This is a genomic window from Agathobacter rectalis ATCC 33656 (assembly GCF_000020605.1).
In the GTDB taxonomy this organism is placed as follows: domain Bacteria; phylum Bacillota; class Clostridia; order Lachnospirales; family Lachnospiraceae; genus Roseburia; species Roseburia rectalis.
The window spans coordinates 1,798,669-1,816,221 of record NC_012781.1 but is presented as its reverse complement, the minus strand read 5'-3'; the positions used below and the strand labels follow the sequence as shown (position 1 = coordinate 1,816,221).

Sequence of the window (17,553 nt, the reverse complement as noted above, 5' to 3'; positions counted from 1 at the left end):
TTCAATGATTAAGCAACAGACTACCACATAAATTCAGACAGCAGGTATAGATATGGCAAAGGTAATTATGGTACAGGGTACAATGTCCAATTCAGGCAAGAGCTTTCTTGTCGCGGGCTTGTGCCGCATTTTCAGACAGGACGGATACAGAGTGGCACCGTTTAAATCACAGAACATGGCGCTCAACTCTTATATAACAGACGAAGGACTTGAGATGGGACGGGCACAGGTGATGCAGGCTGAGGCAGCAGGCATTAAGCCTATGGTGTGCATGAATCCTATTCTTTTAAAGCCTACAAATAATACAGGCTCACAGGTGATTGTAAACGGAAGGGTGCTTAAGAACATGCCGGCGAGAGAGTATTTTGCATACAAGAAAACTCTGATACCGGATATAAAAAAGGCATTTAAAAAGCTTGAGGAGTATGCTGATATCATAGTGATTGAGGGCGCAGGAAGCCCGGCGGAGATAAATCTGAAGGAAAATGATATTGTAAACATGGGGCTTGCGCATATGGTGGATGCACCGGTGCTGCTCGTGGGTGATATCGACAGAGGTGGCGTTTTTGCGCAGCTGCTTGGCACACTTATGCTTTTAACCGATGAGGAAAAGAATCGTGTCTGCGGGCTTATTATCAATAAATTCCGTGGAGACAAGACGATCCTTGACCCGGGGATACAGATGCTTGAGGAGAGAGGTAGGGTGCCTGTTACCGGAGTGGTGCCATATATGGATGTACAGCTTGAGGATGAGGACAGCCTGACAGAGCGCTTTGACAAAAAGACAGATGGGCTTATTGATATAGCGGTCATCAGATATCCGAGAATATCAAATTTCACGGATTTCAATGTCTTTGAGCAGATGTCCGAGGTAACAGTACGGTATGTGTCAACAGTAAATGAGCTGCGTCATCCGGATATAGTATTTCTGCCGGGAAGCAAGAATACGATGGGGGATCTTTTGTGGATGAGACAAAACGGACTTGAGGCCGCTGTCAAAAAGCTTTCCTGTGAGATTCCGGTTTTTGGAATATGCGGAGGCTATCAGATGCTTGGGGCTTCAATAGCCGACCCCGACGGTGTTGAGGAGGGAGGATATATGCGTGGCATGGAGCTTCTTCCTATAGATACCGTTCTAAAAGACAGCAAGACACGGCTTCAGACAAGCGGTGAAATAGCACATGTAGATGGGGTATTGAGCAGGCTTTCAGGCTGTCACTTTCTGGGCTATGAGATACATATGGGTAAGAGCGCATATAGCACAGCTTCAGATGAGCAGGGGGCTTGTGCTGACAGGAAAAATGAGTTAAATAATGTCATATCTGATGGCAGAAATGTGTACGGCTCGTACATCCACGGCATTTTTGATACTGCAGAGGCCGCCAGGGTGATAGTGGATTATATTGCCGATAAAAAGGGCATTGATGTGAATGACAGCGCTATTGTAAGCTATAAGAGCTTCAAAGAAAAACAGTATGACAGGCTTGCGGACACACTGAGGGAGTATCTGGATATGGATGCAGTGTACGGCATGCTTCGTGAGGCAAAATATGATTGAAAATAGTATTATTTCTGACCATTTTACAGTTGAAGAATTGAAAAAATTAAAAATAACGCCACCTGATGCAAAAATGTACAAAAAAATCCGTTCAAACTGGGATTCGGTGGCAAAGCCGCTCGACGGCATGGGGGATTTTGAGCTATTAACGGCTAAAATCGGTGCTGTTTTGGGAGATGAAAATATAGATATTTCAAAAAAGGCGGTCATAATGATGTGTGCGGATAATGGTGTGGTTGCTGAGGGCATCAGCCAGTCCGGACAGGAGGTGACACTTGCAGTTGCAAAATCCATGGCAAGGAAGGCTTCATCTGTCGGACGCATGGCAATGACTGCAGGGGCTGATACAATTCCTGTGGATATAGGAATAAACAGTGACGAGAGTGTTAAAGGGCTGCTTCAAAGAAAGGTGCGCAGGGGCACGAGAAACTTTGCAAAAGAGCCTGCCATGACAAGGGCTGAGACACTTGAAGCGATTGCAGCAGGTATAGAAATAGTGCGTGGATGTAAGGCGAACGGCTGCAGAATTATTGCAACCGGTGAGATGGGTATAGGAAACACCACCACAAGTGCGGCAATGGCAGCCGCCATGCTAAGGTGCAATGTGGCCACAGTGACAGGAAGAGGAGCAGGCATAAACGACAGTGGGCTTGAGAGAAAAATCCGTGTAATTGAGAGCGCAATAGAAAAGTATGATTTATATAATAAGGACACCTTTGAGATACTTATGACAGTCGGAGGACTTGATATTGCAGGACTTGTCGGAGTGTGTATAGGCGGTGCATTATACCATATTCCTGTTGTGCTCGACGGAGTGATAAGCATGGTTTCTGCGTTGGCAGCAGGAAGGCTTCTTTCCGGAGTTACTGATTTTATCATTCCATCCCATGAGGGCAGGGAGCCTGCCGTGGCGCTTTTGTGTGAGGCACTTTCCGTAAGGCCAGTCATAAGAGCATCTCTTGCGCTTGGAGAGGGAACAGGTGCCGTGATGATGTTTGCGCTTTTGGATATGGCACTTAGCGTATACAAAGGACGGACAACCTTCGACGATATCTCGGTATCACAGTATGAGAGGTACGTATAGATGATTACACTTATAACAGGCGGCAGCGGCAGCGGCAAATCAGCATATGCAGAAAAGTATATTTGTCGCGTGTCAAATGAAAATGGATACAAAGAAAAATATTACATTGCCACCATGCAGGTATTTGATGATGAGGGGCAGCGGAAGATAGACAGGCACAGAAGACTTCGTGCCGGAAAAGGCTTTATTACCATCGAGCAGCCTCGTGATATCCAAAATGCGGTTTCTAAGCTGCAATCAGAAAGCAGTTTAAAAACCGGGCGGTCAGCACTGCTTGAGTGTATGTCAAACCTTGTGGCAAATGAGATGTTTCCACCTGTAGATGCTTCCGGTATGCAGGCTGCCGAAGCTGAAAAAAAGGCTTTGGATGGCCCTGAAAATATGAAGGATTATGAGACTGCTCAAATCAGCCATGTGAGTAAAAAGGTGTTAAAAGAGGTAAGTATCTTAAGTGAAAATGTTGCTGAGCTTGTAATTGTGACAAACAATGTATTTGAAGACGGAGTCTGCTATGATGAATCAACGATGAATTACATAAAGGCAATGGGAATTGTAAACAGAGGGCTTGCCGCTATGGCAGAGCGTGTCGTTGAGGTGGTTGCAGGCATTCCGGTGACGGTTAAGTGAAGCAGTGTGGAGGTTAAGTGTATTATGAAGTTAATAAGGTCGTGCATAGTATCTTTTTCCATGTATTCAAAGATACCTATGCCACAATTTAAATGGAATGATGATGACATGAAGTACATGCTGGTATTCTTTCCGTGGATAGGAGCTGTGATTGGACTGCTTCTTATGCTTTGGAGATATATATACTCTCATTTTGGAGTGGCGGATATCTGCTATGTATGCATAGGCGCACTCATTCCGATAGCGGTTACGGGAGGCTTTCACATAGATGGTTTTATGGATACAATGGATGCGTTTCATTCATACAAGCCGCGGGAGGAAAAGCTTGCAATACTTAAGGATTCACATATAGGAGCATTTGCCGTTATAATGCTTGCAGCCTACGGATTATTATTCATGGGAGCTTTTTCTCAGATAATGAATGATAAAGCATTTATTGTTTTTTGTGCAGGTTTTTTCATCGCAAGATGCTTAAGCGGAATAGCTGTTGTGTCATTTAAATCGGCAAAAAGCGATGGGCTGTTATTTATGTTTGCAGACACTGCACACAGAACGATCGTCAGGGCAGCACTATACATCCAGCTTGCACTGTGTATGACTGTTTTATTTATTGTGTCACTGCCTTATGCGGTGGCTATGATCATTGCGGCAGCACTTAGCTTTTGGTATTATTATGTGAAAACAAAAAAGGAGCTTGGCGGCATCACAGGCGATACGGCAGGGTATTTTGTGTGTATATGTGAGTGCGCCATGGCAGTGGCACTGGGTGGTGTCTCTTTTATTATTTAGTATATTTGTTTTGAATATAGGAATGGTACGGATAAGTATTTTGATAAAAGTTGTACTATGAATTTTAAACTTTGGAATTGGAGAAAATATGAAGCTTGTGATAGGCGGAGTGGCACAGGGAAAGCTTGATTATGTGCTCGAAAATATGATAGAAAAAACAGAAAAATATGATGTGTACGACTGCTTTTTTCTAAAAGATAATGCCTGCAATGATAAGGCATCAAACATGGAATGGCCATGGGATTTTGCCGTCGATGATGAGAGTATACTCATAATAGATAAATTCCATTATTTTATCAGGGCTGTGCTTGAGAAAAATCTTCCGCTGCAGGAATATATTTTGAAATTTATGCAATTTGCAGAGGAAAATAAGGATACAATAGTCATTGCTGATGAGATTGGAAACGGCATAGTGCCTCTTGATGCGTTTGAGAGAGCGTACAGGGAGCAGACAGGCAGAGCAGAGATACTGCTTGCAAAAAAAGCAGACGAGGTAGTTCGCGTAATATGTGGAATCGGTCAGAAAATAAAATAAACTGTATTTTTATAAGACACGGCTGCACTGTCTCAAACAGAGAGCACAGATATCTGGGCAGGACAGATGAGCCACTCGATGAAGCCGGAGTTTTTGAACTAGAAAATGCGCTAAATAATGGTGTATACAAGGCTTTGGAGAAAAATAGCTTAAAGGAGCAGATAATTATTACCAGCCCAATGAGGCGCTGTAAACAGACGGCAGAGATTATTTTGCCGGTCGCACAGCACCATAAAATTCATACCGTTAAAGAGTTTGCAGAGATGGATTTCGGTGAATGGGAGCTAAAAAGCTATAAGGAACTTAGCACAGATATCCGTTTCAGGGACTCATATCAGGCGTGGATTGACAGTGGTGGAACACTTGCCTTTCCAAACGGAGAGAGCAGAAACGAGTTTTGCAAAAGAAGTATATGTGGCTTTGAGAGGGCACTCACACAGGCATTAGAGCTTAAGAGGGCTATGCCTGATAAAGAGATACAAATGGTATTTTTTGTGCATGGAGGGACTATCATGGCGATAATGAGCCATTACTGTGATATGGATTACTATGATTACCAGGTGAAAAACGGCTGTGGCTACTCGTGTGAGGTGGCGGTTGAGGGCGCTGAGATTGTGTTTAATGAAATAGTGCCCATATAGCTATGATTTATTTAAGAAGGACTAACATATGTGTTATCATATTTTTGCATTTATAGCAGGCTTTGTGCTTGATTTATTAATAGGAGATCCGCATTTTATACCGCATCCGGTCAGGCTTATAGGCTCACTCATTTCTTTTCTCGATAAGAGGCTTAATTGTGATGCCGGATATAATATCTCTGAAAAAAAATTAAATCTAATAAAATATAAAAGAGGTATGCTTCTTGCTTTTACTGTAATTTTTGCAACTTTTGCAATGTCGGTAATTATTATTGTGGCAGCATACAGTATAAATTTATATGCCGGGGTAATAGCAGAGGCTGTCATGACGTGGCAGATTCTTGCCACAAAGTGTCTTCGTGTGGAGAGCATGAGGGTGTACGATGCGCTAAGGACAGATGGAGTTGATGCTGGAAGAAGGGCTGTTTCCATGATTGTTGGCAGAGATACATCTGTGCTTGATGCAGCAGGTGTCACAAGGGCGGCAGTTGAGACGATAGCTGAAAATACATCTGACGGAGTGATTGCACCTATGCTTTACACTGCAATCGGAGGGCCGGTGCTTGGCTTTGTATACAAGGCTGTGAATACGATGGATTCGATGCTTGGCTACAAAAATGATAAATATATGTATTTTGGCAGATTTGCGGCAAGGCTTGATGATGTGGTCAATTTCATACCGGCAAGAATCAGTGCATATCTGATGATTGCTGCGGCATTTATCGGTGGCAGGCAGTTTGATGGCAAAAATGCATACCGCATCTTTAAAAGAGATCGTTTCAATCACGCAAGCCCCAACTCAGCCCAGACAGAGTCCGTATGTGCGGGAGCTTTAAGGGTGCATCTTGCGGGTGATGCAGTGTATTTTGGGAAGCTTGTGAAGAAAAAATACATAGGAGACGGTCTGCGTGAGATAGAGTACGAGGATATAAAGCGTGCAAACAGGCTGATGTATATTACTGCGTTTTTGTGTGAGCTTTTATCTGTGGCGGTTATGAGTCTTGTTTTAATATTGCTTTGAATATGGAAGAATTGATGTAAGAATTGATGGAGGAATTGAATGAAAAGCATCCATGGCGGTGACATATACAACAATAAAGTAAATATGGATTTTTCGGTAAATATCAATCCTCTTGGCATACCACATTCTGTTAAAGATGCTATGAGTGATGCACTTTCGTATGCAGACAGATATCCCGACATGGCATGCAGTGGCCTTAAAAAAGCGATATCAGAGTATTTCACACAGCAAGGCTGCAGCATACAAAGCGAGGATGTAATTCCAGGAAACGGAGCCTCAGAGCTTTTTATGGCGATAGCTCATGCCATAAAGCCCAAAAAAGCAGTGCTTCCGGCCCCGGGCTTTTTCGGTTATGAGCATGTGCTTCGTGCAGTCGGCTGTGATATCGGATATTTCCTGCTGGATGAGCAGAGTGATTTTTCTCCTGCTGCACGGCTGGATGCTTTAATGGATATGCTTACAGATGATACAGATATATTTTTTATCGCAAATCCAAACAATCCGACAGGGTATCTTGCAGACAGCACTTTCATGAAGCAAATAATAGGACATTGCAAAGAAAAGCATATTTATGTGGTGGCAGATGAATGCTTCATAGGCTTTTGTGAAAAAAATTATTCTGTTTTGTCACTTTTATGTGACTATGACAATCTGATTGTTGTAAGAGCATTTACCAAGCTTTTTGCTATTCCGGGAGTAAGGCTTGGATATATGCTCAGTAAAAATGATACAATAAGACAAAAGGTTCAAAGGAATCTGCCGGAGTGGAACGTGTCTGTCCTGGCACAGATGGCAGGAGAGGCATGCATTAGGGAATCAGAGTATATTAAAGAAACGGCATCGTATGTGAGCAGACAAAGAAGGCTGCTGTCAGATGGACTAAAAAAGCTTGGGTTTAAGGTATATAAAAGTGATGCTGATTTCATACTGTTTTACAGCAAGCTTCCATTATATGATATACTGCTTAATAAGGGAATACTGATACGGGACTGCTCCAACTATGTGGGGCTTTCGGAAGGGTATTTTCGTGTGGCAGTAAAGACATTTGATGAAAATGTAAGATTATTGAAAGTGATAGGTGAGTGTATTGAAAAAAATTAAACAGTTAGAGCCGATGGAGATTGAAAAGAGGAGCTTTGAGATAATTTCACATGAGCTGTCTGAAATGCAGATTACGCTGCCTGCTGATCAGGAGATGATAACAAAAAGAGTCATACACACGAGTGCAGATTTTGATTATATACAGACGCTTAAATACTCTAAGGACGCCGTTGCTATTGCAAAAAGGCTGATATCAGAGGGCGCTGATATAGTGACCGATACCAACATGGCTCTTTCAGGCATAAATAAAAAATATCTGGCAAAATTCGGCGGACAGGCGCACTGCTTTATGGCTGATGATGAGGTTGCTCTTATTGCAAAGGAGAAAAAGACAACGCGCGCGGCAGTAAGCATGGAGTTTGCATCAAGGATAGATAAGCCTGTGATTTTTGCGATAGGAAATGCACCGACAGCGCTTATAGAGCTGTACGATATGATAGAAAAAGGAATATATAAGCCTGCATTTGTAATCGGTGTGCCGGTGGGCTTTGTCAATGTGGAGGCAGCTAAGGAGCTTATTATGGAGACCGGAGTGCCATACATAGTAAATGTCGGACGAAAGGGCGGCAGCAATATTGCGGCTGCCATATGCAATGCGCTGATTTACAGTCTGGTTGATAGGGGCTGATGCATGAGGAAATTTAGTGATTATGAGATACGGATTTACCACAGGAAGCTGTGCTGCGGCAGCCTCAAAGGCGGCGGCATATATGCTTTTAACCGGAAAGGCTAAAAACAAAATAACGATTCAGACACCTAAGGGAATAGCTTACACGGCTGATATCACCGACATAAAAAGAAGTGAAAATGAGGTAAGCTGCGCCGTGATAAAAGACGGAGGGGATGACCCGGATGTGACCACCGGAGCTTATATATATGCTTCTGTACGGATTTTGCATTCCGATACCTGTGCGTTATGCAAAAAAAAGCAGGATTTGGTTATCATAAATATAGACGGTGGTGACGGAGTGGGAAGAGTCACCAAACCCGGATTAGACCAGCCTGTCGGAAACGCGGCTATCAATCATGTGCCGCGTGAGATGATAGAAAAAGAGGTAAGGGAGGTCTGTGAGCTTTTGGATTTTAAGGGGACACTTGACATCACAATCTCGGTTCCAAAGGGAAAGGAGCTTGCAGAAAGGACCTTTAATCCTAGGCTTGGGATAGTTGGCGGTATATCAATTCTCGGCACGAGCGGTATTGTTGAGCCCATGAGTTCACAGGCTCTTATTGATACGATAAGGGTGGAGCTTAGGCAGAGATATTCGTTTGGATATGATTATGTGGCGGTTGCGCCGGGAAATTACGGTCTTGACTTTATGAAGGAAAGCTATGGCTATGATCTGGACAGGAGTGTCAAATGCTCCAACTTTATCGGTGAAACAATTGATATGGCAGCAGATATGGGCTTTAAGAGGATGCTTTTGACAGGACATATAGGAAAGCTCATAAAGGTAGCAGGAGGCATCATGAACACTCATTCGAGGGAGGCAGACTGCAGGATAGAGCTTTTGACGGCATTTGCGTTTAAGTGCGGTGTAGCGCCCGAATACATAAAGCGCATTATGGACAGCCTTACGACAGAGGAGGCCCTGGCGGCACTTAAGGAAAGCGGCAGGCTGTATGAGGTAATGGATTATGCGATGGAGCGCATATGCTTTTATCTGGAAAAGAGGGCAAAGGGCAGACTTGAGATAGACTGTATCATGTATTCAAACGAATTTGGTGAGCTTGCAAAAAGCAGAAAGGCAGAAAAATGGTTTACTTTGTTGGCGCAGGAACAGGCGCAGCAGATTTAATAACAGTACGCGGAATGCGTCTTTTACAAAAAGCAGATGTGATAATTTATGCAGGCTCGCTTGTTAATCCAGAGCTTTTGGACTATGCAAGGGAGAGCTGTGAAATATATAACAGTGCAAAAATGACACTGGATGAGGTCATCGCAGTCATGAAAACTGCTGAGGCAGACGGAAAAATTACTGTGCGCCTGCACACGGGAGAGCCAAGCATATACGGCGCAGTGCGCGAGCAGATGGATGAGCTTGATACCCTTTTAATACCATATGAGAGCTGTCCGGGCGTGAGCGCGTGCTTTGGCGCTGCTGCATCGCTCAACATTGAGTACACGCTCCCAGGTATTTCCCAGTCGCTCATCATCACACGCATGGAGGGGCGCACGAAGGTGCCGCCTAAGGAGAGCATAGCAAGCTTTGCCTCACACCATGCTTCCATGGCGATTTACTTAAGCACCGGGCTTTTAGAGAAGCTTACGGAAAGCCTTATTGAGGGAGGATACGCGGCAGATACACCTGCTGCAATTGTATACAAGGCAACCTGGCCACAGGAGGAGGCATACGTGTGCACTGTCGCTACACTTAAGCAGACTGCGAGAGAGCACAATATCACAAAGACAGCGATAGTGCTTGTGGGGGATGTAATAGCTCACAGTCATTACGAGAAATCAAGACTTTACGCACCGGATTTTTCGACAGAGTATCGCAAGGCTTCTGTAGAGTCAAAGGATAACGATTGAAAAAAGGCGTGAATATATAAATATGGGAAATATATGGGAATTGAAAATATGAAAATTTGCATTGTAAGCTTCACAAAAAAGGGCTATGAGCTGTCATGTGACATAGCTTATAAGCTTGAAAAAAGTGCATATGAGGTGGAGGTTTTTACCAAGTGCTCGAGATTATCGGATGAGAATATTAAAAATTCCACTGATGAAAATTATAGAAATACCGGCTACATATCACAAAATATATCAGACTGGACAGCTGCACAGATGAGTGAAAAAAAGGCTCTGATTTTTATCGGGGCATGCGGTATTGCAGTGAGAGCTATAGCTTCTTCTGTTAATAACAAGCTTAAAGACAGTCCTGTTATTGTGATAGATGAGCTGGGGAAGTTTGTTATTCCGATTCTTTCAGGGCATGTTGGAGGTGCCAATGAGTTTGCTGTATTATTAGCAGCGCTGATGAATGCCACACCTGTTATAACAACCGCTACTGATATCAATAATAAATTTGCAGTTGATGTTTTTGCAAAGAAATGCAGGCTTGCAATAGTCAATAAAGATGGCATTGCCAGAGTATCATCAAAGGTATTGGCGGGTGAAGTGGTTACGATGTCGGTCGACTGGGAGCACATCCCGGCTAAGCACAGAAGCCTTATAAAGGCATTTTTAGATAAAGCTGATATGAGTGCTGATGCAATAAAAACAGTGGATTTCCCACCTGCTTACGGAGCTGATATTGTAGTATCATGCGAAAAAGAAAAGGACACTAAAAATGGCAGTATTTACTTAAAACCCACACAATTTGTACTTGGTATTGGGTGCAGAAGGGATACAGCGTTTGAAAATATTGACAGGGCAATCAGACAAAGTCTTTTAAAGCTGCAAATAGATATTTCGGATATAGACATGATTGCATCAATAGATGTGAAAAAAGATGAACCGGGAATAAAAGAATTTTGCGAAAGAAACAGGATAGAATTTGTCACTTATACCGCGGATGAGCTCATGGCGGTGCAGGGAGAATTCAGTGCCTCGCAGTTTGTCAGGGAGCATGTTGGAGTGGACAACGTGTGCGAGCGTGCAGCAGTGCTTGCATGCAGCAGGGAATGCGATAAAGCAGGAGAACTTATTTATAAAAAACATAAATATGACAGGGTAACGGTTGCGGCAGCAAGGTATCCTGATTAATCATAAATGAGGGGCAAAATACCTTTTGACCTTCATATCATTAAAAAATTGCAAATAGCTGCATGGTTATATAAAATTAGTAGAGATGGAGATTAACATGAATAAAATTTACATAGTAGGTATGGGGCCGGGCTTTGAAAGCATGATGACAAAGCAGGCGATTGACGCCCTGGAAGCGAGTGATGTCATAGTGGGATACACCGTATATATAAAGCTGCTTGGAGAAAAATTCCAGACAAAAGAGCTTTTGACCACTCCGATGCGTCAGGAAAAAGAAAGATGTCATCTGTGCTTTAAAAAGGCACTTGAGGGCAAAACAGTCTCCCTTGTATGTAGTGGCGATGCCGGAATATACGGACTGGCCTCTCTTATGTATGAGATTGGGCAGGAATACGATAACGTAGAGCTTTCGGTAATACCCGGCATTACAGCGGCAAACAGTGGTGCGGCAGTGCTTGGAGCACCATTAAACCATGATTTTTGTACAATCAGCTTAAGTGACCTGCTCACGCCGTGGGATAAGATTGAAAAGCGTCTTGTGGCTGCTGCAGAGGGTGATTTTGTCATAGCACTGTACAATCCGTCAAGTCACAAGAGAAAGGACTATCTGATGAGAGCCTGTGATATTCTGCTTCGTGCGATAGAGCCGGATAGAGCCTGCGGCTATGTCGAAAATATCGGACGTGAGGGAACAAGCTATACGGTCTGTACCCTCGGTGAGCTCCGCAGTGCACAGGTCAACATGTTTACGACGGTATTTATCGGCAATGAGGGTACACAAATAATTGACGGAATGCTTGTCACAAGGAGAGGATATCAGATTGAGTAAAATACTGATTTTTGCAGGAACAACAGAGGGACGTAAGCTATCAGAGCATCTGTGTAAAAGAGGCATAGAGCATACAGTTTGCGTGGCAACAGAATACGGTGAAATCGTGCTGCATGAAAATCCGTTCGCGCATGTTCATATGGGGCGTATGGACAGCGAGGGCATGAGAAGCTTTTTTGCGGAACAAAAATGTAAGCTCATAGTGGATGCCACCCATCCATATGCAGCCATTGTTACCGAAAATATAAAGCAGGCAGTTTATGCGTTTAACGAGGCACATGCTGTTACAGACAATCAGGCGGATAGCAGCATATCAGAAAATATCGAATATGTGCGTCTTAAAAGAGATACGGATATATCAGCAGATTATGATAATATCCGCTATTTTGAGGACAATGAAGCATGTGCAAAGGCACTTAACAATACAGACGGAAATATACTGCTCACAACAGGAAGCAAGGAGCTGTCGGTGTATTGTAAAACCTCAGACGTCAGGGAAAGATTGTATGTGCGCGTGCTTCCGGGGCTTGAGAGCATAAGCTTGTGCATGCACAATGATATTACAGGAAAGCACATTCTGGCATTGCAGGGACCGTTTAGCACACAGCTTAATGAGGCACTTATTGATCAGTATGATATCAGATGTCTGGTCACCAAAAAAAGCGGTGCGGCCGGGGGCTTTATTGAGAAAATAGCTGCCGCAAAAAATAAAAATATTCCGGTCTATATTGTGGGGCAAAGCGTGCAGGATGATGGAATGTCATTTGAAGCTGTTTGTGAATATATTGACAGTAAATATAACAAGCTTCATATCATGCTTGCCGGCATTGGAATGGGAAATGATGCTTGCATGACAAAAGCTGTTTCAGATGCAATAGAAAGCGCTGATATTATACTTGGTGCAAGTCGCATGATAGAAAAATACAGTGCGAAGATAGACAAAAAGCCGTATTATCTTGCAGAACAGATTATTCCTTATCTATACGAAATTTGTGCAGATACTGCAAAAATCAGTAATGTTCTTATATTATTCTCGGGAGATACAGGCTTTTACAGTGGAAGCAGAAAGCTGTATCTGGCGATAAAAAATGAAATATCTGAAGGAAAATTAAATGCGGATGTGTCAATCCTTCCTGGAATTTCATCGGTGTCATATATGGCGGCAGCAGTCGGTGAAACCTACAACGATGCATATATTTGCAGCATCCACGGAGTAAAGCTTTCTAATATCACATCACGGATTAGCCATCATGCAAAAACGTTTATGCTGATGTCCGGAGTCAGGGACGTAAATATGCTTGGACACCTATTAAGCAGTGACGAAAGGTATGGTTTACAAAAATGCTCGGTAACTGTGGGATACCAGCTATCATATCCGGATGAAAATATATCGCAGCTTTCACCACAGGAGTGCACAAAGCTTAAAAGGGAGGGACTGTATATCTGTATGATAAAAAATCCCAATCCGGTTGCAAAAAATGTCACACCGCAGCTAAGTGATGCAGCATTTATCCGTGAAAAGGTTCCGATGACCAAAGAGGAAATAAGGCATGTAAGCATCTGCAAGCTTCATTTGAAATCGGATTCAGTGCTTTATGATGTGGGAAGCGGAACCGGCTCCATAGCGGTAGAGGCAGCATCACTTTCCGATGATATGGAGGTCTATGCCATCGAGCAGAAGGAAAATGCCGTGCAGCTTATCACAAAAAATAAAGAAAAGCATGGACTTGAAAATATCCATGTTATAAATGCAAAGGCTCCTGACGGAATGGAAAATCTTCCGGTGCCGACACACGCATTTATCGGAGGCAGCAGTGGCAATCTAAAGGAAATAATAGAGGCTCTTAAAGCAAAAAATCCACATATACGTATAGTGATAAATGCAATTTCTATGGAAACAATTTGTGAGATAAAGGAAATAATGTCGGCATATAATGTGAAAAATGAGGATATCGTGCAGCTGCAGGTCAGCCGCTCAAAGCAGATAGGACATTACCATCTGATGCAGGCGGAAAATCCGGTGTGGATATGTTCATTTGAATTTTAACCTGGGCTTTTATGCTACAACCCGTAATAAATCATCGAAGGCTGATATTCTTAAGGTATATGATGAAATAAAGGATGAATACATGAAAATAAATCGTTTTATGATAGCCGCGCCAAAAAGCGGCAGTGGAAAAACAATGATAACCTGCGCTTTACTGCAGCTATTAAAGGATAGCGGAAAAAACGTATTGTCATATAAGTGCGGACCTGATTATATTGACCCGATGTTTCACAAAAAGGTGCTTGGCGTACCATCCAAAAACCTCGATACGTTTTTTACGGACGAAAAGACAACAGTGCAGCTTTTCTTAGATGAAAGAGCCGATGGTGATTTTGCGGTGCTTGAGGGCGTGATGGGATTATATGATGGACTTGGCGGAATATATGAGCAGGGTTCGTCATACCATCTGGCAAAGGTGACGCAGACTCCGATAATACTCGTGGTGGACGCAAAGGGCATGGGAAAGTCAGTGCTTGCTCTTATAGCCGGTTTTTTGCAGTATGACACTCAGCACTTGATTAAGGGGGTTCTGCTCAATCGGATGTCGAAGGGCTATTATGATATCATAAAGCCTCTGATAGAGAAGGAGCTTTCCGTAAAAGTAGTCGGATATTTCCCGGAACAGAAGGATATCGGGCTTTCAAGCAGACATCTGGGGCTTGTCATGCCGGATGAGCTTTCAGATATAAAAAAACAGCTCAATGAAACTGCCGACAGACTAAAAAAGACAATAGATATGGCTTTGTTTATGGACATTGCAGAAGCGGCAAATGAAATCGGTGACAGTGAAAATGCAGATGTATATAATGAAAAAAATTATAATGAAAAAAATATAGGTAATTGTGATCAAAATGAATTTTTGCAAAATAAAGCAATAAATACCGTAAACATAGCTGTTGCCATGGACGAAGCCTTTTGTTTTTACTATGAAGATAACCTAAGAATGCTCGAAAAATGCGGTGCAAAATTACAGTATTTTTCACCGCTTCACGATACCAGGCTTCCAAAGGATTGTGATGCAATGCTGCTTGGAGGCGGTTATCCGGAGCTGTATGCAAAGGAATTGAGTAAAAACGTATCTATGCTGAATGCCATAAAAAAAGCTTTTAGAGCTGGAATGCCGACGGTTGCAGAGTGTGGAGGGTTTATGTATCTACACACATATATCCGTAACATCTGTGATGATACAGATGAGCAAAACAAGGCTGATGTACAAAATAAAGCAGATATACAAAATGATATGAATAAGTCTAAGCTTGTGGGGGCATTAGATGGTGGGTGTCATTTTAAGGGAAAGCTGGTCAGGTTCGGATATATTGAGCTTGCGGAAAAGCATAGCAATTTTCTACCGCAAAATGAAAAAATAAAGGCGCATGAATTTCATTATTACGACAGCACCGATAATGGAGCCGATTGTATTGCGACCAAGCCGGCCACAGGCAGAAGCTACGACTGCGTGATAAGCCATGATAATTACTGGCTTGGATTTCCGCACCTGTATTATCCGTCAAATCCGCATTTTGCAGAGAGCTTTGTGAGAAAAGCATATGAATATAGAAGGAATAAAAATGGAAAACTCTTATAAATACTTTAAAAACACAGATTGCAAATATTTTCCGTGTCACAAGGGACTTTCGGATGACTTTAATTGTCTGTTTTGTTATTGTCCTATGTATAGTATGCCAAACTGTCCCGGAAGTAAGACCTACATAGAGAAGAATGGCAAAAAAATCAAGGTATGTACAGACTGTACGTTTCCACACAGACCGGAAAATTATGATAAAATCATACAGATTTTGATTAGGAATAATAATAACTGATTTATGGCCTAAAGCCGTTCGGAGGTTTTGCATAACATAAAAATATGGCAGGAAGGAGATGTTTTATATGCAGATTATCTTACAGAGAGGTCTTCCGTTTGAAGTAAAAATACCATCTGCCAGACCTGTTGATATCAGCGCATTATCAGAGATAGAGTTTAATGAAAAATTAGAGAAGGGATATGCGGATATGCAGGCTGGACGGACAAAAAATGCTAAGAAAGCCTTTTCTGATATTCGCAAAGATTATGGCTTATGATATATGAGATAGAAGTATCAGAACAGGCTGACAGTGATTTGAGAGGAATTTTTGAATGGTTGTAACAATACTTAGAGTAATGTATGCAGGAAGGGATATAGACAATCAGCTAAATATACACACAAAGCAATAAGAAATATGATATAAAGCAGTCTTTCACATTTAGGATCGACTGCTTTTTTGTATCATTTGATGCTAAGCATGAAATGAAAAATTGAAAAATGGTGTAAAAGTGGTGTAAATACCGCCAAAATCAATTTAATAGAAAATTAATAAAGCCTGAAACCCCAGTAAAATCAAGGGTTTCAAAAATTTTATTAAAAAAATTAGCACTCGAGGGTTGACATTGCTAATAGGTGGTGGTATGTTATGTACAGATAAAAAATTAGCACTCCAAAATACAGAGTGCTAACAAATTAAAAGCATACTTCAGATGGAGCGTGTGACCAATGGAAAATGAAAACAAAGAACTAGAGTTGAGCGAGAGACAGCTTACCATACTGGATGCAATCATCCGCAATTATCTCGCCACAGGAGAGCCGGTTGGCTCACGTACAATTTCAAAATATACAGATCTTAATCTGAGCTCGGCAACAATCAGAAATGAGATGAGCGACTTAGAGGAGATGGGCTATATAGTACAGCCACATACCTCAGCAGGAAGAATTCCTTCGGATAAGGGCTACAGATTATATGTAGACCATCTTATAGAGACCAATGATAAGAAGGAAAAAGAACTTTCTGATATGAAGGAGCTGGTCATTGAAAATACCGAGAAGATGGAGCAGGTGTTAAAGCAGGCGGCAAAGGTACTTGCAAACAATACTAATTATGCCACACTTGTTTCTGCACCGGATGTCAATCACAACAAGGTGAAATTCATCCAGCTTTCACAGGTTGACGACCAGCACCTGCTTGCAGTAATTGTTATGAACAATAATATGGTCAGAAACAAGATGCTTGATTTATATGAGCCGCTTGACAATGAGACGATACTTAAGCTCAACATTCTGCTTAACACCTCATTAAACGGACTCGCAATGAACGAGATTAATCTTGGAAACATTGCAAGCATAAAGGAGAGAGCCGGTATTCATTCAGGAATTGTCTCTGATGTGATTGATGCATTGGCACAGACCTTTGCTGAGAGTGAGGATCTTAAGATTTACACCAGCGGAGCGACAAATATTCTGAAGTATCCTGAGCTTTCGGATTCCAATAATGCAGCGACACTTTTGTCAGCATTTGAGGAAAAGGAAGAGCTAGCAAGCCTTGTTACTGAATCCCTATCCGATTCCGAGAAGAAGGACAATGGAACAGGCATTCAGGTTTATATAGGAAATGAATCTCCAATCCAGACCATGAAGGACTGCAGTGTTGTCACTGCGACATATGATCTGGGTGAGGGCGTAAAGGGCACGATAGGAATTGTCGGACCAAAGCGTATGGATTATGAAAAAGTAATGGATAATCTAAAGACTCTTAAATCCCAGTTAGATGGAATTTATAAGAAGTCTGAGGATGAAACATAGG

At 42.3% G+C, this 17,553-nt stretch carries 18 protein-coding genes; all 18 read left to right on the top strand.

Annotated features, from left to right (window positions below; all coding sequences use genetic code 11):
• The first annotated feature begins 52 nt into the window (after positions 1-52).
• The 18 genes from EUBREC_RS08690 to hrcA all read left to right on the top strand — a co-directional run bounded on the left by EUBREC_RS08690 (position 53) and on the right by hrcA (position 17,552).
• Entirely contained in the window at positions 53-1,558 is a 1,506-nt protein-coding gene (locus EUBREC_RS08690; protein WP_012742767.1) for a cobyric acid synthase, read from the top strand.
• On the top strand, positions 1,551-2,642 hold the full coding sequence (gene cobT / locus EUBREC_RS08685) for a nicotinate-nucleotide--dimethylbenzimidazole phosphoribosyltransferase (RefSeq protein WP_012742766.1): 1,092 nt from the start codon (positions 1,551-1,553) through the stop codon (positions 2,640-2,642). Before EUBREC_RS08690 ends, cobT begins: the two co-directional genes overlap by 8 nt.
• A complete protein-coding gene (locus EUBREC_RS08680) occupies positions 2,643-3,269 on the top strand; it encodes a bifunctional adenosylcobinamide kinase/adenosylcobinamide-phosphate guanylyltransferase (RefSeq protein WP_012742765.1) in 627 nt (208 codons plus the stop codon). It begins immediately after the preceding gene.
• A 24-nt stretch (positions 3,270-3,293) separates the two neighbouring features.
• On the top strand, positions 3,294-4,058 hold the full coding sequence (locus tag EUBREC_RS08675; protein ID WP_041254070.1) for an adenosylcobinamide-GDP ribazoletransferase: 765 nt from the start codon (positions 3,294-3,296) through the stop codon (positions 4,056-4,058).
• 88 nt (positions 4,059-4,146) lie between these two features.
• Positions 4,147-4,593 (top strand): bifunctional adenosylcobinamide kinase/adenosylcobinamide-phosphate guanylyltransferase, encoded by a 447-nt coding sequence (locus EUBREC_RS08670; protein WP_012742763.1) that lies wholly within the window; start codon positions 4,147-4,149, stop codon positions 4,591-4,593.
• Positions 4,566-5,234 (top strand): histidine phosphatase family protein, encoded by a 669-nt coding sequence (locus EUBREC_RS08665; RefSeq protein WP_012742762.1) that lies wholly within the window; start codon positions 4,566-4,568, stop codon positions 5,232-5,234. Before EUBREC_RS08670 ends, EUBREC_RS08665 begins: the two co-directional genes overlap by 28 nt.
• Positions 5,235-5,262: 28 nt before the next feature.
• Positions 5,263-6,255 (top strand): adenosylcobinamide-phosphate synthase CbiB, encoded by a 993-nt coding sequence (cbiB, locus tag EUBREC_RS08660; protein ID WP_012742761.1) that lies wholly within the window; start codon positions 5,263-5,265, stop codon positions 6,253-6,255.
• 39 nt (positions 6,256-6,294) lie between these two features.
• Complete coding sequence (locus EUBREC_RS08655) at positions 6,295-7,356, top strand: pyridoxal phosphate-dependent aminotransferase (RefSeq protein WP_012742760.1); 1,062 nt, start codon at positions 6,295-6,297, stop codon at positions 7,354-7,356.
• Between the two features lie 13 nt (positions 7,357-7,369).
• Positions 7,370-7,984 (top strand): precorrin-8X methylmutase, encoded by a 615-nt coding sequence (locus EUBREC_RS08650; RefSeq protein WP_041254580.1) that lies wholly within the window; start codon positions 7,370-7,372, stop codon positions 7,982-7,984.
• Between the two features lie 22 nt (positions 7,985-8,006).
• Positions 8,007-9,155: a cobalt-precorrin-5B (C(1))-methyltransferase CbiD gene (gene cbiD / locus EUBREC_RS08645; protein ID WP_012742758.1), complete on the top strand. Its 1,149-nt coding sequence runs from the start codon at positions 8,007-8,009 to the stop codon at positions 9,153-9,155.
• Complete coding sequence (gene cobM, locus EUBREC_RS08640; protein WP_012742757.1) at positions 9,113-9,889, top strand: precorrin-4 C(11)-methyltransferase; 777 nt, start codon at positions 9,113-9,115, stop codon at positions 9,887-9,889. The genes cbiD and cobM overlap by 43 nt, the downstream gene beginning before the upstream one ends.
• Before the next feature lie 48 nt (positions 9,890-9,937).
• Positions 9,938-11,065, top strand: coding sequence for a cobalt-precorrin 5A hydrolase (locus tag EUBREC_RS08635; protein WP_306718455.1), 1,128 nt, complete (start codon positions 9,938-9,940; stop codon positions 11,063-11,065).
• Positions 11,066-11,162: 97 nt separating this feature from the next.
• Positions 11,163-11,894, top strand: coding sequence for a precorrin-3B C(17)-methyltransferase (gene cobJ / locus EUBREC_RS08630; RefSeq protein WP_041254068.1), 732 nt, complete (start codon positions 11,163-11,165; stop codon positions 11,892-11,894).
• Positions 11,887-13,941, top strand: a complete 2,055-nt coding sequence (locus EUBREC_RS08625; RefSeq protein ID WP_012742754.1) for a bifunctional cobalt-precorrin-7 (C(5))-methyltransferase/cobalt-precorrin-6B (C(15))-methyltransferase — start codon at positions 11,887-11,889, stop codon at positions 13,939-13,941. The genes cobJ and EUBREC_RS08625 overlap by 8 nt, the downstream gene beginning before the upstream one ends.
• Positions 13,942-14,023: 82 nt before the next feature.
• A complete protein-coding gene (locus EUBREC_RS08620) occupies positions 14,024-15,526 on the top strand; it encodes a cobyrinate a,c-diamide synthase (RefSeq protein ID WP_041254579.1) in 1,503 nt (500 codons plus the stop codon).
• The gene (locus EUBREC_RS08615; RefSeq protein WP_012742752.1) at positions 15,510-15,761 is read left to right on the top strand and encodes a cysteine-rich small domain-containing protein; all 252 of its coding nucleotides are present in this window, start codon (positions 15,510-15,512) and stop codon (positions 15,759-15,761) included. Before EUBREC_RS08620 ends, EUBREC_RS08615 begins: the two co-directional genes overlap by 17 nt.
• 67 nt (positions 15,762-15,828) lie before the next feature.
• Entirely contained in the window at positions 15,829-16,020 is a 192-nt protein-coding gene (locus EUBREC_RS08610) for a hypothetical protein (protein ID WP_080515338.1), read from the top strand.
• Between the two features lie 449 nt (positions 16,021-16,469).
• Positions 16,470-17,552, top strand: coding sequence for a heat-inducible transcriptional repressor HrcA (gene hrcA / locus EUBREC_RS08605; protein WP_012742750.1), 1,083 nt, complete (start codon positions 16,470-16,472; stop codon positions 17,550-17,552).
• Position 17,553 lies beyond the last annotated feature (1 nt).